Genomic DNA, 19,567 nt, shown 5'->3' on the forward strand with positions numbered 1-19,567 from the left:
ATGGAAGGCAAAAAGCGATGCGTTTTACTGTCCTTGACCGCTATGACGGCGATGCAGATCGTCCATGATCTTGTTGTCTTCCGCTGGCGCTTCGTCTAGCCCGCCGGCGCGCGCGCGCTGATTGACCTTTTCATACAGGCGCCGCGTCAGATCACCGACAGTGGCATTGTCGGCAAGGCTGCTCAGCGGAATATCGAAGCCGGTATTCTGCTCGAAATTCATGCCCAGTTCGACGGCCATGAGGCTGTCCAGCCCGATATCCTTGAGCACGCTACCGGCAGAAACGCTTTCCTTCGGTACACGAAGCGTATCGGCAATCTCGCCGGCAAGCACGGCAAACAGCGCTTCCTGGGCTGCAGCTGGCGCCTTGCCGTCGACCAGCGCTACCAGGTCAATCTCGCCACCCTCGCCGCTGCCAGCATGCTGGCTATTGCGACGCATGATCAGCGAAAACAGCGGTTCGTTGATCACGGCAAGCGAATGAGCGGCGGCCCAATCAAATTCGGAGATCGTCACCACGGCCGCATCCACGCTGCCGGTATCAACGGCGACGTAACGACCGACAGACGCCAGGGCATCGCGCGCGTCGAGCGCCGTCTTGCCGATCCGGCGCCCCAGCCGCTCGTTGACCTGGGCGTTGCGCGCGAGATAGCCAGCGTCGGCAATCGCTCCGAACCCGACCGCAAGGCCCGGAAGACGTTCGGCCCGCCGAGCGCGCGCCAAGCCTTCGAGGAAGCCGTTTGCTGCCACGTAATTGCCCTGCCCCGGGTTACCGACATAGGTAGTGACCGAAGAAAACAGAATGAAGTGGTCGAGTGCGTCCTTGCGCGTCAAGCGGTCCAGGAGCGCTGCACCCTTGGCTTTGACCTCAATGACCGGTCGGTTGCGCTCGGGCGTCAGATTGGAAATGAAGGCATCGTCGAGCACCATGGCCGCGTGGACGATGGTCTTCAGCGGAGCGATGTTGCGCAACTGTGCCAGCATGCCATCAAGCGCGGTCTCATCCGTCACATCGCAGGCGCAGACATGTGCAGTGACGCCCTGCGTTGACCACCGGTCGATTGCCGACTGCGTCTCGGCGTCGACGACACCACGTCGGGTGGAGAGCGCGATCTGACGGGCACCCTGCTCAACCAACCACTCGGCCGCAGCAAGACCGAAGCCGCCAATACCGCCGACCACCAGATGCAGGCCGTCGGGATCGACGACCATCCGCTTGGAGGGCCGTACCACCACACGATCGCGGCCCGCCACAGGCGGCAACACGATGATCTTGCCGACATGACCGGCATTCTGCATCAGCCGGAAGGCGTCGCCGATTTCGTCATGCTCAAAAGCGCGGAAGGGAAGCGGTGTGAACACGCCCTCTTCGAACAATGTGCCGATTTCCGTCAGCATGCGCCGCGAAAGCTCCGGATGCAGCACCAGCAACTGGTCGGCATCGATACCGAAATAACTGACATTGCGCCGGAAGGGCCGTAGCCCGATCTTGCTGTCGGTATAATAGTCACGCTTGCCGAGTTCCAGGAACCGGCCGAAGGGCTTGACCAGCGACAGCGACTTTTCCATCGCCTCGCCGAACAGCGAATTCAAAACGAGATCGACGCCTTCGCCACCGGTAACCCCCATCACATCGCTGACGAAGCCGAGCGAACGGCTATCGAAGACATGGTCGGCGCCTAGCGTTTCAAGGAAACGCCGCTTTTCCGGTGTGCCGGCTGTGGCGATGATCGTTGCGCCAAAATGCCGGGCCACCTGCAAGGCGGCGAGGCCGACGCCACCGGCGGCACCTTGGATCAGAATGGTTTCGCCCGGGCGCACCCGGCCAAGCTCATGGATCGCATAATAGGCCGTCAGGAATACGACCGGAATGCTGGCCGCCGAAACCGTATCGACACCATCAGGCAACTTCGCCAGGCCGGCCCGCTCCACCTTCACGTGAGTGCCGAAGGCGGCAGCAGCAATCGCCATAACCTTGTCGCCAACCGCGAGATCATCGACCTTGTCACCGACAGCGATCACTTCGCCCGAAAATTCCATGCCGATCGAAGCGCCGGCAAAACCGTCTTCCAGCGCCTCTTCCGGCAGAAGGCCCATGGCCCACATGACGTCACGGAAATTCAAGCCGGTCGCCGCCGTCTTGACCAGCACTTCTGTCGGTCCGATCGATGGCACTGGGCAACTTTCCCACCGGATGCTCGCTACCTGCGATGGCACCTGCTGGCGAATGACAGCAGACTCAAAGTCGGACGTGCGCTGAGCCATCAGCGGTGCCGCACCCGGCACAGCACGCAACTCGGCCATGCGGCCCGTTTCCGGCTCTACCAACCATTCACGGTTGTCACTTTTGCCAGCCAGCAGCCGCATGCCCCAATCCAGCATGATTTCCAGCGTATTGCTGGCCGGACCAGTATCGACGACCCTGATATCAAGCACCTCGAATTCGTTGCGCAGCACGCGAGCAAAGGCCCAAAGACCAGCGTTGACCGCATCAGAGCGGCTACGGCCGGAGCGACCACCCTCCGAACCGAAGGCGATTTCGGTAACCGGCGCACCACCTGGAAGCACCAGCGTCACGGCAAGCCGCTTTTCCGGCTGCTGAGCCAGGGCATCCGGCGCACTCGCCGCCATGGCAAGAGCACTCAAGGCAGCAACCCGCTCCTGCAACAGCAGCGACCCGTCGCTGCCAGCACCCGGATCCGGCATCAGCCAAACCATTCCGGCGGGCGGTGCAGTACCTCCGCCGAGCGCAGCCGCAAGCAATGCCCGATCTTTCTCCAAAATGCCTGACAGGCACAGGGTCGAAACCTGTGAGCCACCAAGCGCACGGGCCGCAGCTGAAAGCCGGGCCAGATCCGCAGTCTTTTCATGCACGACGATGACAGGCCGTTTCGCAGGCGCCTCAACTACAGCCGCCGCATCCTGCAGACCATCAACACCAATTTCGCCAACAGAAGACCTGCCCTGCGCTTCGATCGCGACAAGGCTGCCACCTTCTGCTTGCAGCTTATGGGCATCGACGAGAGCGAAGCCCGCCTGCTGCAAGGTCTTTGCCCAGTCATCGACATCTGCAAGCCGCCCCAAAGGCAATTCTTCGGACACGGTGCGTTCGAACCAATCGTCAGAAAGGCCGAAGGCGAAATCGTGGAACAGGCCCGGCGCCGATTGCACTGCAAGCAGGCGGCGCGCCTTGGCAAGCGTGCCATGGCTCAGCCGCGCCATCATATCCGCATCAAGAAGCTGGCGAAGGTCAGCATGGGCGCTGACGATCAGGTCTGCCGCCGTCTTCATCAGCGCGGCAGACTGGTCGAGGCCTCTGCCATCGACCACGCTGACGCAAGGATCGGACTCGAAGGAAAGCTCGAGATTGCGCCGCAGGCCAGCCTCCGGCTCGCAGATGACAAGTGTGCCGCCGGCACCCCGTACCAGATCCGCCAGCTTTCGGCTGAGATGCACCGAACCCGCCCCAAGTTCGACCACCAGGGGCAGCGCATCGCCATCCATCGTCGCGAGACAGTCTAAAACCGCGCTCAACAGCAATGCATGGCGCTCGACCGCCAGCCGCGAATGCACGGCGAAATGCTCCAGCGTCGCCTCACTGACGATCTCGCTCCAGTCGATCGCATCACCAGGTTGATCGAGGGCAGCATTGGCAGCGGCCAACACGTCATTGATCATCACCAGTTCGACGGTGCGCTCCGGGAAATCCCGATAGAGCTCCCGGATCAAATCTTCTGCGGGCGGCAGATCGCTGCCATCGTCAATCGTCCAAATCCCGTCCTCATAGCGTGCGAAACCGCTATCGGTCAGAAGATGCAAGGCATTGACCAGAAAGCGCCGCAACCGCGCATCGTCAGGCATTTTCTGGATAGAAACAGTACGATCCGAACTCGCAATCCTATCGACAAGCGCATGGAACGCGCTGAGCACACAAGCGTCGATCAGAACAGTCGCATTGTCGAGTTCGCCGTCCCGGCGCCCGAACACCTCACCAACAGGCGCGATGATCGCCGCACTCAGCTCCTTGGCAAGCGGCACCGCGACCGTTTCGTAGTGATAGGCGAGACCATCCAGCGTCTTATGCTGCTTCAGATAAGTCCGACGGAAACGGGCGTCGCTCAGGCTGGCGATTGGTTCACCTGCAGCGTCGAACAGATGGAAATGCGCCTTGATCGAACTGTCGCTGATCCGCTCGATCACGACCACGGCACGATGAACCGGCACGCCAAGTCTTGACGTGCGAACCCGGCCGAACCGCACCGGAATATATGGGGCACCACCCTGCTCGCCGCTGAAACGGTCGAACAGTGCCACCAAACCGTGGAAGATAGCGTCGACCGACATAGGGTTGAGATTGTAGTGTAGAAGTGGGTGTCCAGGGGCCGCCGCTGGCTTCAGGAACACTTCGACCAGTTGCTCGCCGTAGCAGACAGCCTTGTCCAGCAGCCGGAATCGAGGGCCGTAATCAAGGCCGAAATTGCGCGCCGTGCGGTAGGCGGCCGTAGAATCTACCGTCGAACTCGGAGTTGAAAGGTCGAATTCAGCCGCAGCATCCTGTTCGGACGCGGTCAGCTTGCGAATACGGGCAACCGCGTTGACCGTCCAATCGTCATCGCTCAAACGTTCGCGCGAGCGTATCTGCAGATCACCCGTTGCCGACGAAATCAGAGTGGACAATTCGATGATCCTGGCATCGCTGATTTCCAGCGGTCGCAGGATTTCGACATTGGCGATTTCCAGCTGATCGGAGCCGAAAAGCGCCTGCGCGGCCGAAATGGCGATTTCCACAAAACCGCTACCAGGCAGGATGGCACGGCCATCGACCACATGTTCGGCAAGATCAGGGAAAAGATGCGAGTCGAGATGGTTCTTCCAGTGACCACCGTTCAGATCGACACGCCAGCCATTCAGCCGGTAAGGCGTCTGACCGAAGCGACCGTAGAGATCGACACGGTCACTGGTCGGATCAGGCCGCAGATCGGCGCGCTCGAAGGGCACGCCCGGTAAGAGCACACCAGCGCGGCGGGGGCCGAAGACCTTGCTTTCATCGACTCTGGCCCCGATCGCAACGGCGCGGGCAAGCGCCCGAGCAACTGGATCGATCGTCTCATCAAGCGCTTCGCGGCTAAAGCTCGCGGCAACGACGGCCGGCGACGATTGGGCCTGGGCCGTTTCCGACACATAGCTGCCGAGAATGGCGCGCGGAGAGATTTCGACGAAGGCACTGCAGCCGAGTGCAATGGCGGCTTCCGTCGCACCCTGGAACTGCACCGGCTGGCGGACATTCTTCCACCAGTATTCCGCAGTCAGGTTCTGACCGTCAAGCACTTCGCCGGTAACCGTCGAGACGAAGGGAATGACGGTATCATGGGGAGTAATGACAGGCGGATCGGCAAAAAATGCCGCCTTCGCCTTATCGATCAGCGGATGATGGAAGGGATAGTCGATATCGAGAACCTGAGCCGGAACGCGCTGCTTGCGGGCATGCTCGCGCAGCGCCCTGATGGCGTCCTCGCGGCCGGAGACTGTCACGGAATTGGGTGCGTTGATCGCGGCAATGGTCAGATCATCGAAGCCGAGTTCGGCCAGCATGGCGCGCGCATCGGCCTCGCCGAGCTTCAGGGCCGCCATTGTGCCCTCACCGGCCAGAACCGCCTGGTGATGGGAGCGCTTGGCGATGACGCAGACGGCATCCTTCAGCGACAGCGCGCCGGACACATAAGCGGCAGCCACTTCACCGACGGAATGGCCGTAAACAGCATCGGGAACCAATCCGGCTGCCTTCAACGCATCGGAAAGCGCGACCTGGATTGCAAACAGCATGGGCTGCGCCAGCCGCGTGTCCTTCAGCCTGACCTCCAGGTCGGGATCGGTCAGGGCTTCGACGAGATCGAGGGGCGAATGGGCCTTGAACAGCGAAGCGATTTCGTCGTAGCGCGCCCGGAAACAGGCATTGGATTTGTAGGCATCAAGCCCCATTCCAGGCCATTGCGCGCCATTGCCGGAAAAGACGAAGGCGAGCTTGCCAGCACGCGATAATGCTTCGCCGATCTCACCGCCGGTCTTCGCCGTCTCAAGCCGCTCGCGTACCGCCTTGACGACAGCGTCAGCGCTGCCGCTGGCCACGAAACGATGCTTGAGCCCGGTGCGGTTGGCCGCAGCAGAAGCCACCATGTCCTCGATCGCACCGGCGTTTTCGGCAGCGGCAAAGACGGTGTCATAGCTTTCCAGCAGCGCTTTCAGACTGTTCTGGCTATGCGCGCTGACCATGAAGACGTGATTGGCATCGGCCGCTGCTTTGACGATCGGCTGCGGCTGCGGCTGCGGATCGGCAATCACCACATGCGCATTGGCGCCGCCAAAGCCAAAGGAATTGATCCCGGCCAGACGCGGCGCACCGTCGCGCGAAAGCGCTACGGGCTCTACGGCGACGCGCACGTTGAGCCCGTCGAAATCGATAGTATCGTTCGGCTCGTTGAAATGCAGCGAAGGCGGCAGCAGGTCATGCTCCAGCGCCATCATCGCCTTCATTACACCCAGGAGACCGGAGGCCGGCTCGGCATGACCGATATTGGTCTTGATCGAACCAATCCAGATCGGGTCATTGCGGCGCTGACCGATGACAGTGCCGAGCGACCAGACTTCGGCTGGATCCCCCACCTTGGTGCCCGTGCCGTGGCCTTCGATGAAGGCGAGCCGGTTGGGATCGAGCCCGTTATCATCATAAACGGCGCGCAGCAGCACGGCCTGAGCCTCACGCGACGGCAAAGAAATGCCGTTTGTACGGCCAGCAGCATTAGTGCCCGTGGCAATGATGGTCGCGTGGCTGCGGTCGCCTTCACGAAGGGCCTTTTCGCTTGCGCGCAGCACCAGCACGGCACCGCCTTCGGAACGGACATAGCCGATGCCATCATTGGCATAGGCCTTGCAAAGTCCATCGGCCGACAACATGCGCGCCTGGGCAAAGCCGACAAACGGCAGCGGATGCAGCAGCACATTGATACCGGCAACGATCGCCGTATCCACCTCGCCCGAAGCGATAGCACGCACCGCGAGATCGAGCGCCACCAGCGAGGACGAACAGGCCGTATCGACGGTCATGCTCGGACCATTCAGGCCGAAAACATGCGAAATACGGTTGGAGACGACCGAGAGCGTATTGCCGGTCATGAAATGCGGGCCGGGACCGGCCGGATCTTCCGCCGCTAGATTGGCGTGGTCGAAACTTGAGGCGCCGACATAGACGGCGACATTCTGACCTGCGAGGCTGGCGGCCGGAATATTGGCGTCTTCCAACGCCCGCCAGGTCAATTCCAGCAGAATGCGTTGCTGCGGGTCCATGAAAGCGGCTTCGCGCCGTGACATGCCGAAGAGGGCCGGGTCGAATTTGTAGATGTCATCCATGACACCGGCGGCAAAACTATAGTATTTTCCGGGCGTGCCGATTTCGGGATGCCAATAACGCGCAATGTCCCAGCGGTCGCCGGGCAATGTCGAGACAGTGCATGCGCCCGCACGCAAAAGATCAAAAAGCTCCTCGGGAGAACTGGCTCCCGGCGCGGCGCAGGCACGCCCTACAATCTCTACTGTCATCTATTCGTACGAATCTCAACAATGTAACGAGGTCTGACGGCCTTCAGAAATCCTCAGCTATGATTGCCCCATCACTTAGAGAAGCGACATAAGGGCGTCAATCAGGATTCACACCGGCAAACCTGCGCTCTATCAAACAAAAACGCCTGAAACTTATGGCGTAAAACGGCTTGTTTCGTCTCTATGCGCGAGCTTTGTCTACCTTGCCGAGCCACGGGTATGCTCAACCGCCACCCAGCTGCAGCCCGAGCATTCGTCTACCCACACTAGATCCATGACGAATTCCCCCAATTAAATAGCAGGTTATCCCCTACATCACCAGCTATGTGGGATGAATTGGACCCTTTGTCGCTTCTTGACAAGAATGGTGACGGTTTTGAGACCACCGAGAACAAACGGCTTATTTGACGTTAGCTTACAGCAGGACACGAGCCGCTCGAAGCGAGGCAGTCACTGAGATCAAACTTGACCAACAACCCGATATCAATCGTGACGGACAACACTTTCACACCCCTCTTGCAACTTAAATCGTTTCAATGGAGTTTCCGCATCGGTTGGCGATACAGCAGGAGGAGAAGCCATGCGGCAGGAATTTTTCACCCGAGAACGGCTGGCCGTATCGCTTCTGTTTTTGATGAATGGCTTCGTCATTGGCTCCTGGGCACCCAAAGTCCCGGATTTTGCGCGCAATCTCGATCTGAGTGAATCCGAGCTTGGCCTGATGATCCTGGTGCTTGGCCTTGGCTCTCTCACTTGCATGCCGCTCGCCGGTGCGCAGATTGCCCGTTTCGGTTCGCGCACGGTTACACTGGCTTGCGCAGTTGTCTTCCTGCCAACGCTCCTCCTTCTGACACTTGCTCCAAGCATCCCCTTGGCTGGCCTCGCAATCTTCCTGTTCGGTGGTTTCATGGGTGCCATGGACGTGTCGATGAATGCCAATGCCGTGGAAACCGAACGGCAGATGGGCCGCTCGATCATGTCTTCCTGCCATGCCTTCTGGAGCCTGGGGGGCCTGATCGGTGCCAGCATCGGTGGCCCCTTGCTTGCAACGTATGGATCGACAGTGCAAAGCCTCGTCGCAACCGTGCTTGCCGGCGTGATGCTGCTTGCAGCCTGGCCAATCACGCTGCGCGACCAGCCACATCCCGATGCCGAACACCGCAAAGCACGTCTGCCGATGACGCCACTGCCCTGGCTGCTTGGCATCGTCGCGCTGTTTTGCATGGTGCCAGAAGGCGCCGTGCTCGACTGGGGCGCCCTTTATATGCGTGACGAACTGATGGGCTCGGTCGCCACGTCAAGTTATGCCTATGCCGGCTTCTCCCTGACCATGGCGCTCATGCGCTTTGCCGGCGATATCGTGCGCGATCGGCTGGGTGCGGTAACGACCACGCGGATCTGCGCAGTGATCGCCATGGCCGGAACGGCGCTAGCCGGCTTTGCCGTCGAGCCCTGGATGGCCGTCATCGGCTTTGCCGTCATGGGAATCGGCATTTCCAACCTCGTGCCGATCGCCTTTTCCGCCGCCGGTAACCTGCCGGGCATGGCTTCGGGCGTCGGCCTCTCGGTCGTCAGCTCCATGGGCTATGCCGGCATTCTCGTGGCACCGTCCCTGATCGGCTTCGTCGCCCAGCATAGTTCGCTCGCCCTGGTCTTCCGCTGCCTGCCACTGCTGCTATTGGTGGCGCTGCTGCTATCAGGCCTCGCCCGTCACGCAGACCGGCCGCAATCCTAGTGGAATGAATTTGACATCTGCACTTGGGGTTTTCGCAAGCGGTAGCAAATGTCAAAACCAGACCACTCGAGTTTCTCAGGGAAAAGTGGAAACCGGTTTTCCCGACAAGACAAATACCAACAAGGAAGCCATGCCATTGGCGCGCATCTGTCACGATGTTGACAAGCGGGCATGATTGATCCACCTGAAAGCAAAGTGAACAATCCGCAAGATCGGGATGACAACTATGGCGCTAGCCGAACACCCAGCCGAGGATTTTGACCCGAAACCCCGCCGCGCATCGGTCGCCGTCGACGTCGGCGGTGTGATTGTCGGCGGCGGCGCGCCTGTCGTCGTTCAGTCGATGACCAATACCGACACCGCCGATATCGACGCGACGGTAGCCCAGGTAGCAGCGCTCCATAAATCAGGTTCGGAAATCGTGCGCATCACCGTCGACCGCGACGAGAGCGCTGCCGCCGTGCCGAAGATCCGCGAGCGGCTGGAGCGGCTCGGCCTTGATGTGCCACTGATCGGCGACTTTCATTATATCGGCCACAAGCTGCTGGCCGATCATCCGGCCTGCGCCGAGGCGCTGGCCAAATACCGAATCAATCCGGGCAATGTCGGCTTCAAGGACAAGAAGGACAAGCAATTCGCCGATATCGTCGAAATCGCGATCCGCTACAACAAGCCAGTGCGCATCGGAGTCAACTGGGGCTCGCTTGACCAGGAATTGCTAACGCGGCTGATGGATGAAAACCAGGCCAAGGGTTTCCCGCTTTCCGCCCGGCAGGTCACTCGCGAGGCGATCTGTCAGTCCGCCTTACTCTCGGCCGAACTGGCCGAGGAGATCGGCCTTGCCCGCAATCGCATCATTCTGTCGGCCAAGGTTAGCCAGGTCCAGGACCTGATCGCCGTCTATTCCATGCTCGCCGCCCGCTCGGACCACGCACTCCATCTCGGTCTGACGGAAGCCGGCATGGGCTCCAAGGGCATCGTCGCCTCATCGGCGGCCATGGGTTACGTGCTGCAACAGGGGATCGGCGATACGATCCGCGTCTCGCTCACCCCAGAGCCGAACGGCGACCGCACCCGCGAAGTGCAGGTGGCGCAGGAACTTTTGCAGGTCATGGGCTTTCGCCAGTTCATCCCTGTCGTTGCCGCCTGCCCGGGCTGCGGACGCACGACCTCGACCGTGTTCCAGGAACTGGCGCAGAAAATCCAAAGCGATATCCGCAAGAACATGCCGATCTGGCGCGAGAAATACCCCGGCGTCGAGGGCCTCAACGTCGCCGTCATGGGCTGCATCGTTAACGGTCCCGGCGAAAGCAAGCATGCCGATATCGGCATTTCCCTGCCCGGCACCGGCGAAAATCCGGCAGCCCCCGTCTTTATCGACGGCGAAAAGGCCCTGACGCTGCGCGGTCCTGACATCGCCGCGGATTTCGAGGCCCTGGTGATCGATTACATCGAAAAGCGCTACGGTCAAAAAACAGCTGCGGAATAGACTGGGGTCATCCGTACCTGCTGTTGCTCTGGGCTCTTTTCTTCATATTGCCGCAATTGCTATATTGAGGAAGAACGGAACCCACGGAGTCCTATCGCGATGCTAAAGAAATTCGTCCTTCTTGCCCTGGCCGCAACTTATCTCAGTGCCTGCACCACCACCGACCCCTATACCGGCGAGCAGAAGATGTCGAATACAGCTGGCGGCGCGATGATCGGCGCCGGTCTCGGCGCCCTCGGCGGTCTGGCCGTCGGCGGTGGTGGTCACGGCAAGCGCAATGCCGCCCTGATCGGCGCCGGCATCGGCGCGCTGGCGGGCGGCGCCATCGGCAGCTACATGGACAATCAGGAAGCTGAACTGCGCGCCCAGTTGCAGGGTACCGGCGTATCGGTGACACGCCAGGGCGACCGGATCATCCTGAACATGCCGTCCAATATTACCTTCCCGACCGACCAAGACCAGGTGCTTCCGCCGTTCTATCCGACGCTGAATTCCGTCGCGATCGTGCTGAAGAAATTCAACCGGACCCTGGTCGACGTCAACGGCCACACGGATTCGACGGGCAGCCTGCAGCATAACCAGGATCTGTCGCAGCGCCGTGCCGAATCGGTTCTCAACTATCTCGGCTCGCAAGGCGTCGATCCGCGGCGCATGTCGGCCATGGGCTTCGGCCCGAGCCAGCCCATTGCCACCAATGCAACACCCGAAGGCCGCGCTCAGAACCGCCGCGTCGAAGTTTCGATTTCGCCGCTCAAGGACAACTGATTGCTACCAAAACACCAGGAGAAAGCCGCCGCGAGGCGGCTTTTTTTCGTTACAGGCTTGATGTCAGCATCTTGATTCCGGCCGCACCAAACATCAGCGCAAGAACGCCATCCACAGCACGTCTGCTGGCTTGGTAGACGTTGACCGCCCGTTTCGTTGAAAACAGCAGGGCATAACTGCAGAACACGACAAAGCCGGTCGAAAGGCAGCCGCCAACGACGAGCGTGACAGAGCCAACCGAAGCATCGGCTGGCAGGCCAAGCGAGATAATCGCAACCCAGGCAAAAATCGCCTTAGGATTGGTCAAGTGGATGAGATAGCCACGCAAAAATGTGAGCCGCGCACGCTCCCTGAGAACCGTACCGGGCTGCTCCCCGGGGAGTGACTGCTTTTTGCAGGCGGACAGTCCCGCCTTGATCGCCAGGTAAAAGAGATAGAGCCCACCGACGATCTTTAGGATCATCAAGGCTTCGCCATAATGACGCAGCAGCGCGGCAAGACCGAAAGATGCAGCCATCGCCCAGGTAAAGGAGCCAGCAAAAATGCCGAGCGCCATTAGCAGACCCGCGCGGCGCCCTTTAGCCATCGCAGTTGAGATGATCGCCATATTCGCCGGACCTGGACTGATCACCGCCACCAGATAAACGAGATAGGCCGAAAGAAACTGCGGGATATGATCGGCGATCACGGGAAGCTCTCAATATTCAGGTGGGGAGAAAAACGGAGGCTGTTCTTCTCAGGCGGACTCTAAAACATTGATCCGCGATCTGCAGCCGGAAACGTGTCCCGGTGGCAATATCAGTTCTTGCGGTTGGCAACGAAACGGGCGGCGCCAATCAAGGTCTCGGCCCGCGCGCCGTAGGGAGCGAGCAACTCTACCGCTGCATCGACCAACCGGTCGAGTTCGGCTTCGGCCCAGGCCTGGCCTTTTAGACCGACCAGCGTTCCCTTGCCGCGTCCGGCATCCTTGCCAGTAGCCTTGCCCATGGTGGCGGCATCGGCGGTCAGGTCGAGAAGATCGTCGGCCAGCTGGAAGGCGCGACCGATCAACTCGCCGAACTGGCGCAGGGTTTGGCGGTCGCCTTCGGCAGCCCCTGCAATGACAGGTCCGGCCTCGCAGGCAAAGCGCAGCAGCGCCCCGGTCTTCATCGCCTGTAGCGTCACGATGCCCGCTTCATCCGGCGCCTGCTTTTCAGCTGCTAAATCGAGCGCCTGCCCGCCGGCCATGCCGCCAAGCCCGGCGGCGCGCGCCAGGGCAAGCACCAGCGCCGTCCTGGCGCCATCGGCAAGCGGCGTCTGGGGCGCGGCGATGATCTCGAAGGCAAAGGTCAGCAGGCTATCGCCGGCCAAAATGGCGGTCGCTTCATCAAAAGCGATATGCACTGTCGGCTGGCCACGACGCAGGTCGTCATCGTCCATGGCCGGAAGGTCGTCATGGACAAGCGAATAACAGTGCAGACATTCCAGCGCAGCGCCCACCCGCAAGGCCGCATCTTTGTCACCGCCAAACAGCCAGGCGCTTTCAACCACGAGGAAGGGTCTCAGCCGCTTGCCGCCATTCAGCACGGCATGGCGCATGGCCGCCAGCAGCCGTTCCGGCCGGGCGACCTCCCCGATCTGAGCCGCCGGCTGCAGCAGGTCGGTCAACAGAGCCTGGACGCGCGTGGCGGTATCGCGCAGATGATCGTCAAACATAGCCTGCCTCACATGTGTCGGCTGCTGTTTGGCATGGCCGCCCCGGCAGCGCAAGATATGGCGGCCGTAGACTGGAAGGCAAGGCACAAGCGACAATCTGTGGGGTTCCCCCCGCACCCTTGGTCGGCGCTCTGGTATTGCCCAGCATTCGCAGCTAGAAATATTGGAAAGGTCGAGTGCGGCAGGACGATCCAGCCGGACGACGAGACCGGAACGCATGATCGACAGGTCGAACACGGGCGGGTGGCGGAATTGACTGGGGATGACGCACCTGAAGCGGCGCTGCCTGCACAGAGCCAACCCGAGGAGACCGAAGGCACCGGACGGGCCGAAGGAGACAGACGGCTGATTTTCCTGCGTATCCTCAAGGCATTGCTGGCCCTCGCGCTTCTTCCTGTCGCATTGATGGTGCTCTATCTCCTGCCCTTCATCCATCCCCCATCGACGCTGATGCTGGCCGATCTTGCGCTCTTTCGCGGTTATGATCGGCAATGGGTGCCGCTCGAGCGGATATCGCCAAACCTTATCCGGGCGGTGATGATGTCGGAAGACGGGCAATTCTGCAGCCATGACGGCGTTGATTGGGTGCAGATGCGCTCGGTGATCGATGATGCCTTGGACGGCGAGGAAACCCGCGGCGCCAGCACCATCACCATGCAGACGGTGAAAAACCTGTTCTTGTGGAACAGCCGCTCCTTCATCCGCAAAGGCATGGAAATTCCCCTGGCGCTGATTGCCGACAAGGTCTGGACGAAGCGCCGCACGATGGAGCTCTATCTCAACATCGCCGAATGGGGACCGGGCATCTATGGCGTGGAGGCTGCCTCCCGCCATCACTTCAAGATCCCCGCCGCCAAACTGTCGGCCCGCCAGGCGGCTCTTCTTGCCGTATCCCTGCCCAATCCCATCGATCGCAACGCCAGCAAGCCGGGTCCGGGCTTGCGCCGCTTGGCCGCCATGGTCGAACGCCGTGCTCGAGGCGCAGACCCCTATATCAGCTGCGTTGATCGATGACGTCAAAATTTGGCATTGGCTTTTTGGCGGATGCGCCAGCTAAAGTGGTTCCAGGAAAAGTGGCAACCGGCTTTCCGTCCGGAAACACGAGAAACTCTGGAGTTTCAATTCCATAGGAGACGCTGCCGTGACCGATCTGACCCTCTACATCGCCAACAAGAACTACTCGTCCTGGTCTTTCCGGCCATGGATTGCGCTGACCGCTGCAGGAATCGATTTCAAGGAAATCCTGATCCGCTTCGACTTCCCCGCAGGCAATCCCGACATCAAGGCAATATCGCCCTCAGGGCAGGTGCCGTTGCTGATGCATGGCGACGTTAAGGTTTGGGAATCGCTGGCCATTATCGAATATGCAGCCGAGCTGTTTCCAGAGGCGGGCCTGTGGCCGCAGGCGGCGGCTGATCGTGCTGTGGCGAGGGCGATTTCGCTTGAAATAGTATCCGGCTTCAGGGCTCTGCGTAATGCCTGCCCGATGAACTTCCGGCGGCCGAAGCAAGCCTTGCCCTTCAGCCCGGAGCAGAAGGCAGTCGTGATGGCGGATGTCGCCAGGATTGAAACGATCTGGCGCGAGTTGCTGGCCGCATCAGGCGGCCCTTTCCTATTTGGCGCATTCAGCGCCGCTGACGCGATGTACGCGCCTGTGGTCAACCGTTTTTCCGCCTACCAACTCACCGAGGATAAGGGTAGTCTTGCCTATATGGAGCGCATGCAAACGCACCCCGCCTGGATGAAGTGGCGGGATGCCGCGCTGGCCGAGCCTTGGATCGTACCCGAGGACGAAGCCTGAAGACAGAACGAGGGATAGTCATTCCCACCCGCTGCAGGCCTTTGAAACCGGGCCTGCGCCGCCGTTTTGCGACCGCTGCATGACAAAAAAATGCCCGCGGGGACTGGTCAAACCCTTGGGTGGCATGTATAAGGCCGCCAAATTCGAAGATCGGATGAGTGATTGTTCGGCCTCTCGTGGGCCGTTTCATCGGTTTTCGACCGTCACGTGGAGTAATTTAAATGGCTGTACCAAAAAGAAAAACAAGCCCGTCGAAGCGCGGTATGCGCCGTTCTGCTGACGGTCTGAAGGCTCCGACCTATGTCGAAGACAAGAATTCCGGCGAATTGCGCCGTCCGCACCACATCGACCTGAAGACAGGCATGTATCGCGGCCGCCAGGTCCTGACGCCGAAGGAAAGCGCATAAGCGCTTTTATATCTGCATGATTCAAAAAGGCCGGTTTACCGGCCTTTTTTCGTTTATGGTGTCGGGATAACCTGTCTTGGATTTTGCCGGGAAAAGTGACATCCGGTCTTTCCGAAAAGACAAACAAAAACGAAAGAAGCGAGAGCCTGACCGGTTCAATCTGAACCCGACAGACTCGCATAGGCTGGCGCGTGGGATCAGAGCTTGTCGAGCTTGCTCTGCAGATTGCGCAACTGCTCCTTGAGATCGTCGATATCTTTGGTCTCTGGACGCTTCACATCGCGCGCAGGCGCTGTCGGCGTCATGAACGGCGAAAACATCTGCATCGCCTGATGGAACATCTCGGTATTGCGCTTCACCTGCTCCTCCATCAGCTGGATCGGCGCCTGCAAGTTCTTGGCCAGCGGCGTGTCGCCGAACGCGCGTGTCATCTGCTCTCGCATCTGCGACTGCTGCTCGGTAAAGGCCTTCATGGAGTGCTCGAGAAAGCTTGGCACCACCATCTGCATCTGATCGCCATAGTAGCTGATCAGCTGACGCAGGAAGGAAATAGGCAGCAACGTATTGGTCGTCTTCGCCTCCTGCTCGAATATGATCTGCGTCAACACCGAATGGGTAATGTCTTCGCCTGATTTCGCATCCTGGACGACGAACTCTTCGCCCTTCTTCACCATCTTGGCCAGATCTTCCAGCGTCACGTAGGTACTGGTGCCCGTGTTGTAGAGCCGGCGATTGGCGTATTTCTTGATGATGATGTCGCCCTCGGTCTTGGCCATTGTGTCTCCTAACCCGGCTTATGTCGTTATTATTGCTCTTCCCTGAAATAGAAGTGTAATCGCAAATCGCCGGACCTGACAATCTCTTTGTGCGCCGCGGGATCACGATGAAATCAGACGCGTTCTCCCGACGAAAGAACTCAACCAAAGGATGAAACCCCCAAAAGCTTAGAGTTTGACTTATCGTGTTAGCTTTGACAGTCTCGCAGCAGCAAAAAACACTTTCGAGGAGATGCCCATGTCTACGCCTTCCATCGTCATTGCCAGTGCGGCTCGAACGGCAGTCGGCTCCTTTAACGGCGCGTTCGCCAACGTTGCCGCGCATGACCTGGGCGCTACCATGATCAAGGCCGTGCTGGAGCGCGCAGGCGTAGAGCCCGCAGAGGTCGACGAAGTTATTCTGGGGCAGATTTTGACGGCTGGACAGGGCCAGAACCCCGCCCGTCAGGCTGCCATGAAGGCCGGCATTCCGCAGGAAAAGACCGCCTGGGGCATGAACCAGCTTTGCGGTTCCGGTCTGCGCGCTGTGGCACTCGGCATGCAGCAGATCACAAGCGGCGATGCATCTATTATTGTTGCTGGCGGACAGGAATCCATGTCGCTTGCTCCGCACTGCGCCCATTTGCGCGGCGGCACCAAAATGGGTGACATGAAGATGATCGACACCATGATCAAGGACGGTCTCACCGACGCGTTCTACGGCTATCACATGGGTGTGACTGCCGAGAATGTTGCCCGCCAATGGCAACTCACGCGCGATGAACAGGACGCTTTTGCCGTTGCATCGCAAAACAAAGCCGAAGCCGCTCAGACCGCCGGCCGTTTCAAAGACGAAATCGTGCCCGTCACGGTTCCCGGCCGCAAGGGGGACGTGATCGTCGATGCCGACGAGTATATCCGCGCTGGTGCGACGCTTGACAGCATGACCAAGCTGCGGCCCGCCTTCGACAAGGAAGGCACAGTCACCGCGGGCAATGCATCAGGGATCAATGACGGCGCTGCCGGCGCTTTGCTGATGACCGAGGCTGAGGCCGTCAGACGCGGCATCCAGCCCTTGGCACGCATTGCCTCTTGGGCCACTGCAGGCGTCGATCCGAAGATCATGGGCACAGGCCCGATCCCAGCTTCGCGCAAGGCGCTCGAAAAAGCTGGCTGGAGCGTTGGAGACCTCGATCTGGTCGAAGCCAACGAAGCCTTTGCTGCCCAAGCCTGCGCCGTCAACAAAGATCTCGGCTGGGATACGTCGATCGTCAACGTCAACGGCGGTGCGATTGCTATCGGTCATCCGGTCGGTGCTTCCGGTGCCCGCATTCTCAACACGCTGCTGTTCGAGATGAAGCGCCGCGGCGCCAAGAAGGGTCTGGCCACGCTTTGCATCGGCGGTGGCATGGGCATTGCCATGTGCATCGAAGGGCTGTGAACAGCACGATCTAACGGCCCGGTGCCAACCGCCGGGCCAGTGCCTTCGCATCCAGTTCCATCAGCCCACCATTCATGGATGGGTTCAGAACGGTACCAGGCACGAAGCAACAGCGGGCAATGATGTGAGCGAGCGGTTTATCGTGACCGTCACAGAACCTCCATTGTCGCAGTGCAAGAAGACCTGCCGCACTCAATCACGGTCAAGCCGTTAATTTGCGGCAGCCCACTGAATCGGGGGGATGCCTCTCCTTGCCCTATCGGGTAACGGAGAGGCGCAACACAAGAAAACACTCAATAAGAGGAGACTGGAATGAGCAGGGTCGCTTTGGTTACCGGGGGAACCCGTGGCATCGGCGCAGCAATTTCGACCGCATTAAAGGCGGCCGGATACAAGGTTGCCGCCACCTATGCCGGCAATGACGAAGCCGCAAAGGCCTTCGAAGCAGAAACCGGCATTCCGGTGTTCAAGTGGGACGTATCCTCCTACGACGCCAGCAAGGAAGGGATCGCCACCGTCGAGGCAGAACTCGGTCCTATCGAAATTCTCGTCAACAACGCCGGCATCACCCGGGACGCTATGTTCCACAAGATGACGCCGCAGCAGTGGAACGAGGTAATCGGCACCAACCTGACCGGCCTGTTCAACGTCACCCATCCGATCTGGACGGGCATGCGCGACCGCAGCTTCGGCCGGATTATCAATATTTCCTCGATTAATGGCCAAAAGGGCCAGATGGGCCAGGCAAACTATTCCGCGGCTAAGGCCGGCGATCTCGGTTTCACCAAAGCACTTGCCCAGGAAGGTGCTGCCAAGAACATTACCGTCAACGCCATTTGCCCCGGCTATATCGGGACGGAAATGGTTCGCGCCATTCCCGAGAAGGTGCTGAACGAGCGGATCATCCCGCAGATCCCGGTCGGCCGTCTCGGCGAGCCAGAAGAAATCGCCCGGATCGTGGTGTTCCTCGCGTCCGACGATGCCGGCTTCATCACAGGCTCCACGATCTCGGCCAATGGCGGTCAGTTCTTCGTCTGATATGATCTGCACGATAAGGAACGACAAAAAAAAGCCGCCGGGGCAACCGGCGGCTTTTTTGATGTCTCGCAATTACAAACTTTAGCGGCAACGTGCCTCGTAACGGCGGCCATAACGGTCGCGGTAGATGCAATAGCCGCGGTGTTCCTGCGACTGGCCGATCAGGGCGCCAACGACGCCACCGCCAACGGCACCGACGGCCGCACCGCCCCATGAATTGGTGGCAACGCCGCCAATTACTGCACCCGAGGCAGCACCGATAGAGGCGCCGCGTTCGGTCGGGGTGCAAGATGCGATAGTCGGCACGATCATCGCAAGAGCAATTACTGTCTTTTTCATGGGGGTTCCCTTCTCCCTGGTCATCACGCCGTCAGATACGGCCCATCAGCAACAAAATAATGATAATTACAACGACCAGGCCAAGACCGCCCGACGGACCGTAACCCCAATTACGGCTATGGCCCCAGGTAGGAAGCGCTCCCAAGAGCAGCAATATCAGGATGATAACAAGAATAGTGCCGAGCATGGTGGTTTCCTCTCACTGCTTCAATAAGGCTTGGACTGATGTGAGCCTATAATGTTCGGCGTCTTGTTTTGTTCCATCGCCTTAAACTGGTGAAACACCAACTTGCAGCAGTGTAATACCGCCTTACGAAGGCAGTAGGCCCTTGGAGCGGAACAAAAGCCGAAACCAAGGGTATCAGCGATTCGTCGCCTTTTCGTTCCTCGACTGTTCCCATTGGCCCAGCGCCTCAAATGTGGCTGCAAAGCGCAACCTCTCGTTTCAGTTGTTTATGCTGGCTGATGCAGAAAAGCGCAGACCGGACGATTCTTTTCTTGCCTTTGGC

The 19,567-nt window shown here is 59.8% G+C and carries 14 protein-coding genes; 8 read left to right on the plus strand and 6 right to left on the minus strand.

Translation table 11 applies throughout. From position 1 onward, the window contains the following. Positions 1–24: 24 nt before the first annotated feature. Positions 25–7,593 (minus strand): type I polyketide synthase, encoded by a 7,569-nt coding sequence (locus tag BJF91_RS18335; protein ID WP_075615964.1) that lies wholly within the window; start codon positions 7,591–7,593, stop codon positions 25–27. Between the two features lie 580 nt (positions 7,594–8,173). On the opposite strand from BJF91_RS18335, the gene BJF91_RS18340 reads away from it, so the two are divergent. The 3 genes from BJF91_RS18340 (at position 8,174) to BJF91_RS18350 (ending at position 11,582) form a co-directional block, all read left to right on the plus strand. Beyond that, positions 8,174–9,328: an MFS transporter gene (locus BJF91_RS18340; protein ID WP_075615965.1), complete on the plus strand. Its 1,155-nt coding sequence runs from the start codon at positions 8,174–8,176 to the stop codon at positions 9,326–9,328. A gap of 226 nt (positions 9,329–9,554) precedes the next feature. Next, positions 9,555–10,817, plus strand: coding sequence for a flavodoxin-dependent (E)-4-hydroxy-3-methylbut-2-enyl-diphosphate synthase (gene ispG / locus BJF91_RS18345; protein ID WP_075615966.1), 1,263 nt, complete (start codon positions 9,555–9,557; stop codon positions 10,815–10,817). 99 nt (positions 10,818–10,916) lie between these two features. Then, positions 10,917–11,582 carry an OmpA family protein gene (locus BJF91_RS18350; protein ID WP_075615967.1) on the plus strand — a complete coding sequence of 222 codons (666 nt, stop codon included), beginning with the start codon at positions 10,917–10,919 and terminating at the stop codon, positions 11,580–11,582. 49 nt (positions 11,583–11,631) lie between these two features. Here the strand turns inward: BJF91_RS18350 and BJF91_RS18355 are convergent, their stop codons facing one another. Both BJF91_RS18355 and BJF91_RS18360 read right to left on the minus strand, forming a co-directional pair. Further along, positions 11,632–12,270, minus strand: coding sequence for a LysE family translocator (locus tag BJF91_RS18355; protein ID WP_075615968.1), 639 nt, complete (start codon positions 12,268–12,270; stop codon positions 11,632–11,634). A 110-nt stretch (positions 12,271–12,380) separates the two neighbouring features. Continuing rightward, complete coding sequence (locus tag BJF91_RS18360; RefSeq protein ID WP_075615969.1) at positions 12,381–13,277, minus strand: polyprenyl synthetase family protein; 897 nt, start codon at positions 13,275–13,277, stop codon at positions 12,381–12,383. 282 nt (positions 13,278–13,559) lie between these two features. Between BJF91_RS18360 and mtgA the strand changes: the two genes are divergently transcribed. The 3 genes from mtgA to rpmF all read left to right on the plus strand — a co-directional run bounded on the left by mtgA (position 13,560) and on the right by rpmF (position 15,485). Further along, complete coding sequence (mtgA, locus tag BJF91_RS18365) at positions 13,560–14,291, plus strand: monofunctional biosynthetic peptidoglycan transglycosylase (RefSeq protein ID WP_075616097.1); 732 nt, start codon at positions 13,560–13,562, stop codon at positions 14,289–14,291. Positions 14,292–14,418: 127 nt separating this feature from the next. Further along, positions 14,419–15,078, plus strand: coding sequence for a glutathione S-transferase family protein (locus BJF91_RS18370; RefSeq protein WP_075615970.1), 660 nt, complete (start codon positions 14,419–14,421; stop codon positions 15,076–15,078). A gap of 221 nt (positions 15,079–15,299) precedes the next feature. Next, complete coding sequence (rpmF, locus tag BJF91_RS18375; protein WP_007604390.1) at positions 15,300–15,485, plus strand: 50S ribosomal protein L32; 186 nt, start codon at positions 15,300–15,302, stop codon at positions 15,483–15,485. A 197-nt stretch (positions 15,486–15,682) separates the two neighbouring features. Here rpmF and phaR read toward each other — a convergent pair whose 3' ends face one another. Then, entirely contained in the window at positions 15,683–16,261 is a 579-nt protein-coding gene (gene phaR / locus BJF91_RS18380) for a polyhydroxyalkanoate synthesis repressor PhaR (RefSeq protein WP_075615971.1), read from the minus strand. Between the two features lie 238 nt (positions 16,262–16,499). Between phaR and BJF91_RS18385 the strand changes: the two genes are divergently transcribed. Beyond that, positions 16,500–17,681 (plus strand): acetyl-CoA C-acetyltransferase, encoded by a 1,182-nt coding sequence (locus BJF91_RS18385; protein WP_075615972.1) that lies wholly within the window; start codon positions 16,500–16,502, stop codon positions 17,679–17,681. Between the two features lie 312 nt (positions 17,682–17,993). Continuing rightward, the gene (phbB, locus tag BJF91_RS18390; protein ID WP_075615973.1) at positions 17,994–18,719 is read left to right on the plus strand and encodes a beta-ketoacyl-ACP reductase; all 726 of its coding nucleotides are present in this window, start codon (positions 17,994–17,996) and stop codon (positions 18,717–18,719) included. A gap of 81 nt (positions 18,720–18,800) precedes the next feature. Here the strand turns inward: phbB and BJF91_RS18395 are convergent, their stop codons facing one another. Together BJF91_RS18395 and BJF91_RS18400 are read right to left on the minus strand one after the other, a co-directional pair. After that, positions 18,801–19,058, minus strand: a complete 258-nt coding sequence (locus BJF91_RS18395) for a YMGG-like glycine zipper-containing protein (protein WP_075615974.1) — start codon at positions 19,056–19,058, stop codon at positions 18,801–18,803. 31 nt (positions 19,059–19,089) lie between these two features. After that, positions 19,090–19,245, minus strand: a complete 156-nt coding sequence (locus BJF91_RS18400; RefSeq protein WP_015917565.1) for a DUF3309 family protein — start codon at positions 19,243–19,245, stop codon at positions 19,090–19,092. Positions 19,246–19,567 lie beyond the last annotated feature (322 nt).

This window comes from Gillisella taibaishanensis (assembly GCF_001938985.1).
In the GTDB taxonomy this organism is placed as follows: Bacteria; Pseudomonadota; Alphaproteobacteria; order Rhizobiales; family Rhizobiaceae; genus Allorhizobium; species Allorhizobium taibaishanense.